Annotated in this window: 14 protein-coding genes; 5 read left to right on the top strand and 9 right to left on the bottom strand. The window is 53.6% G+C overall.

What is annotated here, in order from left to right; all coding sequences use genetic code 11:
- Positions 1-27: 27 nt before the first annotated feature.
- The 4 genes from OGV71_RS09935 to OGV71_RS09920 all read left to right on the top strand — a co-directional run bounded on the left by OGV71_RS09935 (position 28) and on the right by OGV71_RS09920 (position 3999).
- Complete coding sequence (locus tag OGV71_RS09935) at positions 28-1161, top strand: porin (protein WP_003021860.1); 1134 nt, start codon at positions 28-30, stop codon at positions 1159-1161.
- 275 nt (positions 1162-1436) lie between these two features.
- Positions 1437-2267: a MetQ/NlpA family ABC transporter substrate-binding protein gene (locus tag OGV71_RS09930; protein WP_071696856.1), complete on the top strand. Its 831-nt coding sequence runs from the start codon at positions 1437-1439 to the stop codon at positions 2265-2267.
- A 63-nt stretch (positions 2268-2330) separates the two neighbouring features.
- Positions 2331-3347 (top strand): methionine ABC transporter ATP-binding protein, encoded by a 1017-nt coding sequence (gene sfbB, locus OGV71_RS09925; RefSeq protein ID WP_204583958.1) that lies wholly within the window; start codon positions 2331-2333, stop codon positions 3345-3347.
- Entirely contained in the window at positions 3340-3999 is a 660-nt protein-coding gene (locus OGV71_RS09920; RefSeq protein ID WP_003021866.1) for a methionine ABC transporter permease, read from the top strand. Before sfbB ends, OGV71_RS09920 begins: the two co-directional genes overlap by 8 nt.
- Here the strand turns inward: OGV71_RS09920 and mnmH are convergent, their stop codons facing one another.
- The 5 genes from mnmH to ppiB form a co-directional block, all read right to left on the bottom strand.
- Complete coding sequence (gene mnmH / locus OGV71_RS09915) at positions 4000-5085, bottom strand: tRNA 2-selenouridine(34) synthase MnmH (protein WP_061547893.1); 1086 nt, start codon at positions 5083-5085, stop codon at positions 4000-4002.
- Between the two features lie 96 nt (positions 5086-5181).
- Positions 5182-6249, bottom strand: a complete 1068-nt coding sequence (purK, locus tag OGV71_RS09910; RefSeq protein WP_204583954.1) for a 5-(carboxyamino)imidazole ribonucleotide synthase — start codon at positions 6247-6249, stop codon at positions 5182-5184.
- Positions 6246-6755, bottom strand: coding sequence for a 5-(carboxyamino)imidazole ribonucleotide mutase (gene purE, locus OGV71_RS09905; RefSeq protein WP_003835756.1), 510 nt, complete (start codon positions 6753-6755; stop codon positions 6246-6248). The genes purK and purE overlap by 4 nt, the downstream gene beginning before the upstream one ends.
- A gap of 238 nt (positions 6756-6993) precedes the next feature.
- Positions 6994-7716, bottom strand: coding sequence for a UDP-2,3-diacylglucosamine diphosphatase (gene lpxH / locus OGV71_RS09900; protein ID WP_204583952.1), 723 nt, complete (start codon positions 7714-7716; stop codon positions 6994-6996).
- A gap of 2 nt (positions 7717-7718) precedes the next feature.
- Entirely contained in the window at positions 7719-8213 is a 495-nt protein-coding gene (ppiB, locus tag OGV71_RS09895) for a peptidylprolyl isomerase B (RefSeq protein WP_003021875.1), read from the bottom strand.
- A 173-nt stretch (positions 8214-8386) separates the two neighbouring features.
- On the opposite strand from ppiB, the gene cysS reads away from it, so the two are divergent.
- Positions 8387-9772, top strand: a complete 1386-nt coding sequence (gene cysS, locus OGV71_RS09890) for a cysteine--tRNA ligase (protein ID WP_085047594.1) — start codon at positions 8387-8389, stop codon at positions 9770-9772.
- 91 nt (positions 9773-9863) lie between these two features.
- On the opposite strand, the gene OGV71_RS09885 is transcribed toward cysS, so the two are convergent.
- From OGV71_RS09885 to OGV71_RS09870, 4 genes are all read right to left on the bottom strand, one after another.
- Positions 9864-10388, bottom strand: a complete 525-nt coding sequence (locus OGV71_RS09885; protein WP_204583950.1) for a metal-dependent hydrolase — start codon at positions 10386-10388, stop codon at positions 9864-9866.
- 125 nt (positions 10389-10513) lie between these two features.
- Positions 10514-10726, bottom strand: a complete 213-nt coding sequence (ybcJ, locus tag OGV71_RS09880; RefSeq protein ID WP_003021885.1) for a ribosome-associated protein YbcJ — start codon at positions 10724-10726, stop codon at positions 10514-10516.
- Between the two features lies 1 nt (position 10727).
- A complete protein-coding gene (gene folD / locus OGV71_RS09875; RefSeq protein WP_003021887.1) occupies positions 10728-11594 on the bottom strand; it encodes a bifunctional methylenetetrahydrofolate dehydrogenase/methenyltetrahydrofolate cyclohydrolase FolD in 867 nt (288 codons plus the stop codon).
- Positions 11595-12361: 767 nt separating this feature from the next.
- Positions 12362-13342 (bottom strand): IS5-like element ISKpn26 family transposase, encoded by a 981-nt coding sequence (locus tag OGV71_RS09870; RefSeq protein WP_000019445.1) that lies wholly within the window; start codon positions 13340-13342, stop codon positions 12362-12364.
- Between the last annotated feature and the right edge of the window lie 68 nt (positions 13343-13410).

Here is a 13410-nt window from a genome sequence, read left to right as displayed (position 1 = left end):
GGCAGGCTATCTATCAAGGTACAAATAATGACTATAAAAAAAACGGCGCTGGCGGTATCGATCGGCGCAGCAGTGGCATTAACGACTTTCGCCTCCCAGGCGGAAATCACGGTCCTGAAACAAGATCCGCAGGCGGGCAACCCGCTGAGCCGTCTTAATTTCACCGTCGGCGGGAGTATTCGTCCGCAGTTCCAGAATATGGCCGGTGACGATGGTAAGAATGGCTACAAACGTAATGGCTTCGACGGTGGAACGCGTTTCCGCTTCGCCGCTGACTACTATCTGTTTGATGACATCAGTTGGGTGAGCTATTACGAGCTGGGCGTTAACTTCCCGGCGATGTTCAACTGGGACAATCACTATGCTAACGGCGCCAACGATACTACGCGTCGTATGCTGTACACCGGTCTGAAGAGCGCGACCTGGGGTACGCTGACCTTCGGTCAACAGAACAGCATTTACTATGATGTGGTTGGCGCGAAAACGGATATCTGGGACTACGACATGATCGGCCAGGCGCCAGGTAACGGTATCAATGGCGACTACGACGGTTCCTATCGTACACGTAAGTCACTGAAGTATAAAAATACGGTAGGCGATGTTGATCTTTACGCGTCTTATCTGTTCAGCGATGACTACAACCCGAACAACGGTTTGCGCTACAAACGTAAGGGCGGCGGCTCCCTGGGTGTAGATTATCACATCACTGATGACCTGACCTGGGGTACGGCGTGGAACTACACCCGCGCGGAAATGCGTGGCAACACCAGCAAAACATACGATCAAAACATCGTCGGTACTGCGCTGAGCTGGAAACCGGACAACTGGACTTTCTCGCTGGGCGGCGGTTGGTATCAAAACTTCATGACCACCAAAAAAGTCTCTGTTAATGACTATTTTGCCGGTGACGCCTGGGGTCTGGAATACTTTGCGGGATATACCTTCCCGGTTGGCCAGTATGCGCTGAAATCCGTGCAGCCATACTTTATGGGCGATCGTATTGAATACGTGAATGGCCGTAACTACCTGCGTACCGACAACGGTGTGGGTATCAGCTTCCAGCTGGATTACGGTTTCCGTGTGGATTACGAACACGTCTTCACCTCCAGCACCGACAATCTGGGCGACATGAACCTGGTGCGTCTGCGTTACGACTTCTAATCGAACGCCTGCCGCCCGATGCGCTTGCGCTTATCGGGCCTACGAGAGCAGGGGGATCGCGTTATTTGTAGGCCGGATAAGGCACTTGTGCCGACATCCGGCTTTTTCATGCCTTCTCACATTTAAAAACACACTCTGCAACATCATGAAATAATTTCAAGGACAGCAGGTTGTGATCTGTGTCATGTTAACAATCAGCCTGTTAACAGGCCAACAAGAACAACGCCGCAAGAACGGCGTGAGACATGACACCACAACGTTAAAATGGAGAGATTATGGGATTGCGTCAGAGTTTACGCGTCGCGACCGGGGCGCTGTTACTGGCCTGTGGATTACAATTTGCTCATGCGAACAGTGATCCGCACACCATCGTATTTGGCGTCGCACCTGGGCCGTACGGCGATATGGTAAAACAAGCCATTGCCCCTACGCTGAAAGAGAAAGGCTATAAGGTAGTAGTGCGCGAATTCAGCGACTACGTGCAGCCTAACATGGCGCTCTCCAATGGCAGCATCGATGCTAACCTGTTCCAGCATTCACTCTACTTTGACAAATTCACCGCCGATAAAGGCCTGAAGCTGAGCAAGCTGATTGTGGTCCCGACGGCCGGGATGGGTTTTTACTCACATAAAATCAAAAGCCTGGATGAATTGAAAAAAGGGGATGTGATCACGCTTTCCAACGATCCCACCAACCTGGCTCGCGGTCTGCGTTTCCTGCAGTCTATTGGCCTTATCACCATCAAAGATAACATCGATCCAACTAAAGCCTCCGAGCGCGATATTGCCAGCAACCCGAAAGGGCTGGTGTTTAAACCGCTGGAAGCGGCACAGCTGCCGCGTACGCTGGACGGTGTGACCGGTGCGCTGGTCAACGGCAACTTTGCCGTAGCGGCAAAACTGGATCTCGCCAGCGCCATCAAGCAGGAACACCTGGACGAAAATCTGAAAAATATCATCGCGGTACGCAGTGAAGATGCGGATAAACCATTCGCGAAAGATATTATCGAGGCGGTGAAATCTCCGGCGTATCGTGCGGTGATCGACGATCCGCAAAATATCTACAGCGCCTTCCAGAAACCGGAATGGATGTCGGCAGCCCAATAATCGCTGCGCACAAGGGTTAACAGGGGCAGCGACGACTGCCCTTTTCGCATTTCTGAGGTGGCTATGATTGAGATAGAGAAGGTTTGCGTGGACTTCGCCGCAGGCCGTGGACCGTCAACCCGCGCGGTTGATGATGTCAGCTTGCGCATTGGCGCAGGTGAAATATTTGGTATTGTTGGGACCAGCGGCGCGGGAAAAAGTACGCTACTGCGCACCCTGAACGCCTTAACTCGCCCGAGCCAGGGAAGCGTGAAGGTGAACGGCGTAGAAATTTCCGCACTGGAAGGCGCGCATCTACGTAAAGCCCGTCAGCGTATCGGGATGATTTTTCAACATTTTAATCTGATGCATACCCGTACCGTGGCACAAAACGTCGCCTTTAGCCTGAAGGCTGCCGGATGGGAACGCAGTAAAATTGGCCCGCGCGTGAGCGAAATCCTGTCGCTGGTGGGGCTGTCAGACAAGGCGAACCGTTTTCCGGTTCAGCTCAGCGGTGGGCAAAAGCAGCGTGTGGGTATTGCCCGCGCAATTGCCAATCACCCGGATGTGCTGCTGTGTGATGAACCCACTTCCGCGTTAGATCTCGAAACCTCGGCCACGATTCTGGCGTTGCTTAAGCAGATCAACCAACAGTTGGGGATCACGATCGTGCTGATCACCCATGAGATGAACGTGATCAAATCGATTTGCGATCGCGTGGCGGTGATGTCCGGTGGCAAGGTGGTGGAGTCTGGTGAGGTGTTTGATGTTTTTGCTCACCCGCAGCACGCTTTCACTCAGCAACTGGTGTCGCATACCCTCAATCTGACGCTACCCGAGCGTCTGCGCCAGCATCTGCCCGGCCAGTTGCTGAAAATTCTTTTTATCGGCGATTCGGCAGAACAGCCGGTGTTGTCAGAAGTGGCGGTTAAATTTGGCGTGGCGGTGAACATTCTGCACGGCAAAATTGAATATATCGGCGAACGTGCGCTGGGGATTCTGGTGGTGCAACTGACCGCGCCGCATAACCCTTCTGCGGTGGATGTCGCCGTGGAACATATTCGTCAACGTACTGCACAGGTGGAGGTGATTCGTGGATGATTTATTGCCTGATTTGACGCTGGCGTTTAATGAAACTTTCCAGATGCTGAGCATCTCTACGCTGTTGGCGATTATTGGCGGTCTGCCGCTCGGTTTTCTTATTTTCGTTACCGACCGGCATTTATTCTGGCAGAACCGTTTTGTGTATCTGCTCAGCTCCGTGCTGGTGAATATTATCCGCTCGGTGCCGTTTGTGATCCTGCTGGTTCTGTTGTTGCCGCTAACCCAGTTTTTGCTCGGCAATACCATTGGACCCATCGCGGCATCGGTCCCACTTTCGGTAGCTGCAATTGCTTTCTATGCCCGTCTGGTTGATAGCGCGCTACGTGAAGTCGATAAAGGCATTATCGAGGCGGCGGAAGCGTTTGGCGCCAGCCCGATGCGCATCATCTGCACCGTTCTGTTACCGGAGGCGAGCGCGGGTCTGCTGCGTGGGCTGACGATAACGCTGGTGAGTCTGATCGGTTACTCCGCAATGGCCGGTATCGTTGGCGGCGGTGGAGTCGGCGACCTGGCGATTCGCTTTGGTTATTACCGCTACGAAACCCAGGTCATGATCGTCACCGTGGTGGCGCTGATTATTCTGGTGCAAGTCGTTCAGGTGCTGGGCGACTGGTTGGCGAAACGCGCAGACAAGCGCGACAGACATTGATTACTGTACGCTAAGCCAGTCAGCCACCTCCTGCCATGAGCCGTGAAAGACGATTTTCGCGGCTTTCTTTTCCAGCTGATAGCGATACATCGGGTCGTAATACTCGTTGAGCAACGGCACCAGCCAGCCCATATGCGCGTCGGTGCTGCCCGTTGCCTGCTGTTCGCGCAGAGCCACGTCGAGCAGGGTGGTCAGCTCGGCAAAACGTTGCAAACCCAGACGACGGCGGATAGCAAACAGACCGTGGTGCAGATACTCGCTGTACTCCTGCCAGCCCTGACTCTCGCCATAAGCGTGAGTGAAATCGTGGTGCATGCGCACAAAATACTCTTCGCGCAGCCGCTCCAGCCGTAGCTCAAAAGGATCGTCCACCACCGCAATAGCAGCCTGGCTCATGCGTTCGCGCAAACATTCGGGCAGATGATTAGCGCCGATCATGCGGCCTTCGTCCTCAAGTACCCACAGACGCAGATCCTGACGGCTGTCGGTTTTCAGCATTTCGACCGCCAGCAGGTTTTCAAAGCTTGCCTGGCTCAGCTGCGGCTCAACGGTGCGACCAAACGAGGAACCGCGATGGTGCGCCAGACCTTCGAGATCCACACCGTTTGGCTGCTGTTGCACTAGCTGCGTTTTACCGTTCCCGGTACAGCCGCCTATTAAGACGATCGGTTTTTGTACCAGCTCTTCAGTCAGTTGAATCGCCGCCTGACGCAATGCTTTATAACCGCCTTGTATTAGCGGGTAGTCAGTACCGGACTCGTGCAGCCATTGCTGCACAATGTGCGAACGCTGGCCGCCGCGCGCGCAGCATAAGTAGCCCGCAGGATTTTGACGACAGGCATTCAGCCAGGCCTTCATGCGTTGCTGGCGAGTCTCGCCACAGACCAGTTGATGGCCGAGCGCGAGGGCGGCCTCAGGCCCCTGACGTTTGTAACAGGTACCCACGGCAGCACGTTCGTCATCGTTCATTAAGGGAAGGTTTATTGCGCCCGGCATGGCGCCCTGCTGAAATTCGACGGGGGCGCGTACATCGATTAAAGGCGTACCAGCGAGCAGAATTGCGCGATAGTCCGTTCCATCGTTCATGTTTGATCCTGAAAATACAAAACAGCAATGGAGGGGATTTTACGCGCCAGGGGAGGGGCCGGGGAAGGATAAAATCCATTCCCCGGCATTAATGGCTTATTTCAGCTTTGACTGCGCCCAGATAATACCGCTGGCATATTCCGGCGGCAGCAGGGGGATAAGCGCTTCCAGTGTCGCGCTAAGGCGCGCGGTATCGCTGTCGCTCAGGTTCAGGTGACCCACCTTACGCCCTTCACGCACTTCTTTGTCATACCAGTGCAGGTGTACCAGCGGCAGCTTCAGCCAGTCGTAGTTCAGGTCGCTACCAATCAGGTTTACCATCACCGAAGGATGGTTCACCACCGGCGTCGGTAACGGCAGGTTGGTAATGGCACGCAGGTGCAGCTCAAACTGGCTAATGCTGGCGCCGTTTTGCGTCCAGTGTCCGCTGTTGTGCACACGCGGAGCCAGTTCGTTGATCAGCAGACCTTCCGGGGTGATGAAACACTCCATCGCCATCACGCCGACATAGCCCAGCTCCTGCATGATGGCGGAGAGCATCGCTTCAGCCTGTGCCTGCTGTCTGGCGTTAGCCTGCGGGAACACCACGCTGGTGCGCAGAATGCCGTCCTGATGCAGGTTATGGGTTAGCGGATAGAAAACGGTGCTGCCGTCATGCGCCCGAGCGCCAACCAGTGAGACTTCGCCAGAGAAGTTGATTCCCCGCTCGACGATGCACTCGCCGTAGCAATCATCCGGCAGTTGTGCGGTTTCATTGGCGCGCAAACGCCACTGTCCACGGCCGTCATAGCCGCCGACGCGACGCTTGACGATCGCCAACTCACCCAGTTTGTCGAATACCGCAGGCCATTCGCTTTTATCTGCCAGCAGTTGCCACGGCGCGGTCGCCAGACCGAGCTTGTCGAAAAGCTGCTTTTGCGTCAGACGGTCGGCAATAATCGGGAAGACGTCGCGGTTAACAAACGCCGGGTGGCGCGCCAGTTCGCGGGTGAGTGCCGTTTCCGGCCAGCGCTCAATCTCAGCGGTGATCACGCTTTGCTGAAAAGGGACAGCTGCCGGTTCAGCGTCCAGCCCGACGGGCCAGACCGCAATGCCCAGCGGCTCGCCGGCCTGACGCAGCATGCGTCCTAGCTGACCGTTACCGAGTACGCAGACCTGCTTCATGCCGCACCTCGCGGGTCCGGGTTTTCCAGCACTTCATCGGTTTGCGCTTTGCGCCAGTCGTCCAGACGCTGGTGTAATGCTTTGTCGTGTGTAGCCAGAATTTGCGCTGCCAGCAGGGCCGCATTGGCTGCACCCGCTTTGCCGATCGCCAGTGTTCCAACGGGAATACCGCGAGGCATTTGAACAATGGAGTAGAGGCTATCTACACCGCTCAACGCTGCGCTTTGCACCGGAACGCCGAGAACTGGCACCAGCGTTTTCGCCGCAATCATGCCTGGCAAATGCGCTGCGCCACCGGCTCCCGCAATAATCACCTGATAACCGTTCTCTTCAGCGCTTTCGGCGAAGCTGAACAATTTGTCTGGGGTGCGGTGGGCGGAGACGACTTCAACATGATGCGGAACGTCCAGGATTTCGAAGATTTCGGCGGCGAACTGCATGGTAGCCCAGTCGCTTTTGGACCCCATCACGATGGCGACACGCGCCGGATTATTGCGGGAAGACATGCGTCTGAAAACTCCTGTGGTGCACTACACTCGACTTTTGAGGCCACAGAGAATAGCATAATTAACCTTCAAGGAAAACGATTGCGCGCTTTACACTTTACTCTTCAAGCTGCCTCTTTGTTGGCTGCATCTGCTCACCCCAGTCACTTACTTTTGTAAGCTCCTGGGGATTCACAGATTTGCCGCCTCGATGCAACTCGAATAGTTTTGTGTAAAGAGGAACTGGATATCTGCAGAATTAAAACGGAAACGCGATTAGCTCAACGTCGCTGGACGTGACTTTTACCATTGAGCCTTCGGTATGCCATGCGCCTAATACCACGCGGAAAGCGGGTTGCTCATTGGCCGTGAGTTCGTGGACAGCCGGACGGTGTGTATGTCCGTGAATTAACCACTGGACCTGATGTTTTTCCATCTCGTTAATCACGGCCTGCGGATTCACATCCATGATTTCCAGCGATTTACTGCTGTTGGCGGCTTTACTGTTGGCGCGCATTTTTGCGGCAATGCGCTGGCGAACAAACAGGGGCAGGGCGAGAAACAGCTTCTGTAGCCAGGGTTGATGTACTTTAGCGCGAAACGCCTGATAGCCTGCGTCGTCGGTGCATAAGGTGTCGCCATGCATGATCAGCACCTTGCGGCCATACAGGTTGAGCACTTTTTCTTCGGAAAGCAAGGTCATGCCGCTCGCACGGGCAAAACGTTTGCCGAGCAGAAAATCACGGTTGCCGTGAATAAAAAAGCAGGGGACGCCGGAATCAGCCAGTGATTTTATCGCTGCGGCCATTTCATGATGCAGCGGATTCGGGTCGTCATCGCCAATCCAGGCTTCAAACAGGTCGCCGAGAATGTATAGCGCATCGGCCTTTCGCGCATCTCCGGCTAAAAAACGCAGAAAACCGGCGGTGATCGCCGGTTCTTCTGTGCAGAGATGAAGATCTGCAATAAACAGTGTCGCCACGATTACTCGCTGACGGTCACGTTTTCGATGATAACGTCTTCTTTTGGCACATCCTGGTGCATACCGCTGCGACCGGTGGAAACGCCTTTGATTTTATCAACCACGTCCATGCCTTCAACAACTTCAGCGAACACGCAGTAACCCCAACCCTGCATGCTTTCACCGGAGAAGTTCAGGAAGTCGTTGTCAGCAACGTTGATGAAGAACTGTGCGGTTGCGGAGTGCGGAGCCTGAGTACGCGCCATTGCCAGCGTACCACGGGTGTTTTTCAGACCGTTGTTCGCTTCGTTTTTGATCGCTTCTTTCGTGGCTTTTTGCTTCATGCCTGGCTCGAAACCGCCGCCCTGGATCATGAAACCGTTAATAACACGGTGGAAAATGGTGTTGTTGTAAAAACCTTCGCGGCAGTAGTCCAGGAAGTTTTTAACTGTTTCAGGCGCTTTATCATCAAACGTTTTGATTACGATATCGCCGTGATTAGTGTGGAAAGTAACCATTTTTGCATCCTGTTCCGATAGATTGGTGCTTCGACCCCGTCAAGGGTCAGAGTTAGGGGTGTGTTATAGCATAACCGTAAGCTGTGATCACCTCGCAAAGTGTGCTGCTTCCGGTCTAAATTATGGGTATTATACAGACTTTACTATCCACACACGTCTACACGGAATCTTCGATGTTAAAAATCTTTAATACACTGACGCGCCAAAAAGAGGAATTCAAACCTATTCATGCTGGGGAAGTCGGCATGTACGTGTGTGGTATTACCGTTTACGATCTCTGTCATATTGGCCACGGACGTACCTTTGTTTCTTTCGACGTCGTCGCGCGCTACCTGCGCTTCCTCGGCTATAAGCTGAAGTATGTACGCAACATTACCGATATTGATGACAAAATCATCAAGCGCGCGAATGAAAACGGTGAAAGCTTTGTCGCGTTGGTCGACAGAATGATCGCGGAAATGCATAGCGATTTCGATGCGCTGAATATTCTGCGCCCGGATCTGGAGCCGCGCGCTACGCACCATATCGCTGAAATTATCGAAATCACTGAGCAGCTGATTGCCAAAGGTCACGCTTACGTTGCTGATAACGGCGACGTGATGTTCGACGTGCCGACTGACCCGAACTACGGTCAGCTATCACGCCAGGATCTGGATCAGCTGCAGGCGGGTGCTCGCGTTGACGTGGTTGATGTGAAGCGTAACCCGATGGACTTCGTGCTGTGGAAAATGTCCAAAGAAGGCGAGCCGAGCTGGCCGTCTCCATGGGGCGCTGGTCGTCCGGGCTGGCACATCGAATGTTCGGCGATGAACTGCAAACAACTGGGTAACCATTTCGATATTCACGGCGGCGGTTCGGACCTGATGTTCCCGCACCATGAAAACGAAATCGCGCAGTCCACCTGTGCGCATGACGGTGAGTACGTTAATTACTGGATGCACTCCGGGATGGTGATGGTTGACCGCGAGAAAATGTCTAAATCGCTGGGCAACTTCTTTACTGTGCGCGATGTGCTGAAATACTACGACGCCGAAACCATTCGCTACTTCCTGATGTCGGGTCACTATCGTAGCCAGCTCAACTACAGCGAAGAGAACCTGAAACAGGCGCGTTCTGCGCTGGAGCGTCTGTACACTGCACTGCGCGGTACCGACAAATCCGTTGCCCCTGCGGGTGGCGAGGCCTTTGAAGCACGTTTCATTGAAGCGATGGACGATGACTTCAACACGCCGGAAGCTTACTCCGTGCTGTTTGATATGGCGCGTGAAGTTAACCGCCTGAAGGGTGAAGATATGGCGGCGGCTAACGGTATGGCTGCGCATCTGCGCAAGCTCTCCAGCGTGCTGGGACTGCTGGAACAGGATCCGGAAGCGTTCCTGCAAAGCGGGGCGCAGACGGATGACGGTGAAGTTGCTGAAATTGAAGCGTTAATCCAACAGCGCTTAGATGCGCGTAAAGCGAAAGACTGGGCGGCAGCTGATGCCGCGCGTGACCGTCTCAATGAGATGGGCATCGTGCTGGAAGACGGCCCGCAGGGCACCACCTGGCGTCGTAAGTAACGCTCTATATTGCCGGATGGCGGCTTACGCCTTATCTGGCCTACGATGGAATGATCGGTAGGCCTGATAAGCGTAGCGCCATCAGGCACTATTAATGACGTTTGTACCACCACAGCACACCCATCATCATAACGGCCGGCAGCCACACCCACATCAACTCCGAAGTTATTACCTGATGCCCATACGGTGTGGCGTAGCGTGATAGCGCAAACGGGGCGACTTTAATCACCTGCCACGGTGCAAAGAAGCGTTCATCCGACCATGGCCACAGCCAGCCGACGCCTTTGCCGCCTGTCGTAACGGAATCCAGCAGACTGTGTGACAGCAGTGAAACCGTCAGGAATAGCCAGCAGCGAATCAATCCCGCCTTAAACCATCGTCGGCCAGTCAACACGCAGAGCAGCGGTACCACGAAGGCGAACAGCAGTGAGTGGGTAAATCCCCGGTGGCCAAACACATTGCCATAAGCGACACCGAACTTAAATGACAACACATCGGCATCTGGCAGCATAGCCAGAACGACGCCAGCAAACAGTAATCGTGGGGGGATGACTTTAAGTCCGAGACCTAACCCTAAACAGAGCGGAACGGCTGCGTGGGTAACAATAGTGGGCATGATGATCGCTTCGTGTGGAAAAACAACATGCTAACAGTTCACTGTGAAGCGGGGATGAAGTCATTATCTGAAAACGAGAGGGAGAAGTGGCCGGATACGGTGTTTACCTCATCCGGCACTTAGGGTCACGCCACGACGCTAATGCTGTGACCTTCAAAGCTCACGGTCTGTCCGGCAACGATTTTGCATCGTTTACGCGTTTCAACAACGCCATCGACCTTCACCAACCCTTCGCCAATAGCAATTTTTGCCTGGGCGCCGCTTTCGCTCCAACCTTCCAGCTTCAGCAGATCGCAGAGTTCAACATGCGGGTGTTTACCCAGTGAAAATGTGGCCATCTTAAACGTCCTTTACATCATGATATTCAACACACGCCTGCAGCGTGTTTTCGATAAGTGTGGCGACCGTCATTGGGCCTACGCCGCCGGGGACCGGCGTGATATATGACGCGCGTGCGGCAGCATCTTCAAAGACCACATCGCCAACAACCTTACCATTCTCCAGACGGTTGATGCCGACATCAATCACAATCGCACCTTCTTTGATCCACTCGCCAGGAATAAAGCCCGGTTTACCGACGGCAACAATTAGCAGGTCAGCATGCTCAACGTGGCGACGCAGATCTTTGGTGAAGCGATGGGTGACGGTGGTGGTGCAGCCAGCCAGCAGCAGTTCCATGCTCATTGGGCGACCGACGATGTTTGAAGCGCCAATGACGACCGCATTAAGGCCGTAGGTGTCGATGTTGTAACGCTCAAGCAGGGTCACGATACCGCGCGGGGTACAAGGACGCAGGCGCGGCGCACGCTGGCACAGGCGACCGACGTTATACGGATGAAAACCGTCAACGTCTTTATCCGGTGCAATACGCTCCAGCACTTTAACGTTGTCGATACCGGCAGGTAACGGCAGTTGTACCAGAATACCGTCGATGGTGGTATCTGCATTGAGCGTATCGATCAGCTCAAGAAGCTCCGCCTCGCTGGTGGTTTCGGGCAGGTCATAGGAGCGGGAGACGAACCCCACTTCGTCGCAGGCTTTGCGTTTACTCGCGACGTAAATTTGCGAAGCCGGATTGCTGCCTACCAGCACAACAGCCAGGCCTGGGGCGCGTAATCCAGCCGCTAAACGCGCCTGAACTTTTTGAGCAACCTCAGAGCGCACCTGCTGCGCAATCGTTTTACCGTCAATAATCTTTGCTGCCATCAGAGAGAGGATTCCGTCTGTTACGTTAAATCGAAGGGGATGCCACTATTTTGTCAGAAGCGGGACGTGCTGTCAGTTTTCGTTTGCGTTTTTATGTGCGCCAGGGCCGTCACGGGCTGCAAATGGTGTCGGCACAAAGGCTGAAGCCTTACGAATAAATAATAAGCATGCTAATTAAAATTAACGTGAATGAAACATCTCATCACCCTGGGTTCTTTATGGGTAATGCTTCATAAACCAGACTGTTACGTACTATTACGGCGGCATTTAGGTAATATTAACCAAGACTTTTCTTAGATCCCATTAAGAATTAGCCAGGGCTATTAAAAGGATTTGCAGGTATTTTTCATTAATTGAAATGTTTAATTTATCGCTGTGACGAATAGTCATATTCGCGAAGGATAATTAGTAAATCAAATACTCAGGAGAGTCGGGGTAAAAGGTTAGCTAATTCTCTTGCGATATATATCTTTACAGGATGCAGAGATAATTAGCCTGACATTTAATGTCGATAATGAAAACGGATCCCGCAGGATGCTGGAGCCGGATGTGTGTAATTCAAGGGAAATCCATGAAACGTAAATTAATGACCTCTTCTGTTATTGCCAGCCTGATGTTAGGGAAGGTGCGAATAAGCAGGTCATTTCTTCCCAAGCTGACTCGCTGATTAAAATTTCGCGGATCTGGGCCGATTTTTTTCCCGCAAACACATCGAATCAGCCTATTTAGGCTATTTTTTCCACCATTTCTGGCGTTATTTCCGGTTTTTACTGAGATCTCTCCCACTGACGTATCATTTGGTCCACCCGAAACAGGTTGGCCAGGGTGAATAACATCGCCAGTTGGTTATCGTTTTTCAGCAGCCCCTTGTATCTGGCTTTCACGAAGCCGAACTGCCGCTTGATGATGCGAAACGGGTGCTCCACCCTGGCACGGATGCTGGCTTTCATGTATTCGATGTTGATGGCCGTTTTGTTCTTGCGCGGATGCTGCTTCAAGGTTTTTACCTTGCCGGGACGCTCGGCGATCAGCCAGTCCACATCCACCTCGGCCAGCTCCTCGCGCTGTGGCGCTCCTTGGTAGCCGGCATCGGCTGAGACAAATTGCTCCTCTCCATGAAGCAGATTACCCAGCTGATTGAGGTCATGCTCGTTGGCCGCGGTGGTGACTAGGCTGTGGGTCAGGCCACTCTTGGCATCGACACCAATGTGGGCCTTCATGCCAAAGTGCCACTGATTGCCTTTCTTGGTCTGATGCATCTCCGGATCGCGTTGCTGCTCTTTGTTCTTGGTAGAGCTGGGTGCCTCAATGATGGTGGCATCCACCAAAGTGCCTTGGGTCATCATGACGCCTGCTTCGGCCAGCCAGCGATTGATGGTCTTGAACAATTGACGGGCCAGTTGATGCTGCTCGAGCAGGTGGCGGAAATTCATGATGGTGGTGCGATCCGGCAGGGCGCTATCCAGGGATAATCGGGCAAACAGGCGCATGGAGGCGATTTCGTACAGGGCATCTTCCATGGCACCGTCGCTCAGGTTGTACCAATGCTGCATGCAGTGAATACGCAGCATGGTCTCCAGCGGATAGGGCCGTCGGCCATTGCCCGCCTTGGGATAAAACGGCTCGATGACAGCGGTCATATTCTGCCATGGCAGAATCTGCTCCATGCGGGAGAGGAAAATCTCTTTTCGGGTCTGACGGCGCTTAGTGCTGAATTCACTATCGGCGAAGGTGAGTTGATGGCTCATGATGTCCCTCTGGGATGCGCTCCGGATGAATATGATGATCTCATATCAGGAACTTGTTCGCACCTTCC

The organism is Citrobacter sp. Cf088 (assembly GCF_030334295.1).
GTDB classification, from domain to species: Bacteria; Pseudomonadota; Gammaproteobacteria; order Enterobacterales; family Enterobacteriaceae; genus Citrobacter; species Citrobacter freundii.
The sequence above is the reverse complement of the archived record's forward strand: the minus strand, read 5'-3'. Positions and strand labels throughout refer to the sequence as shown.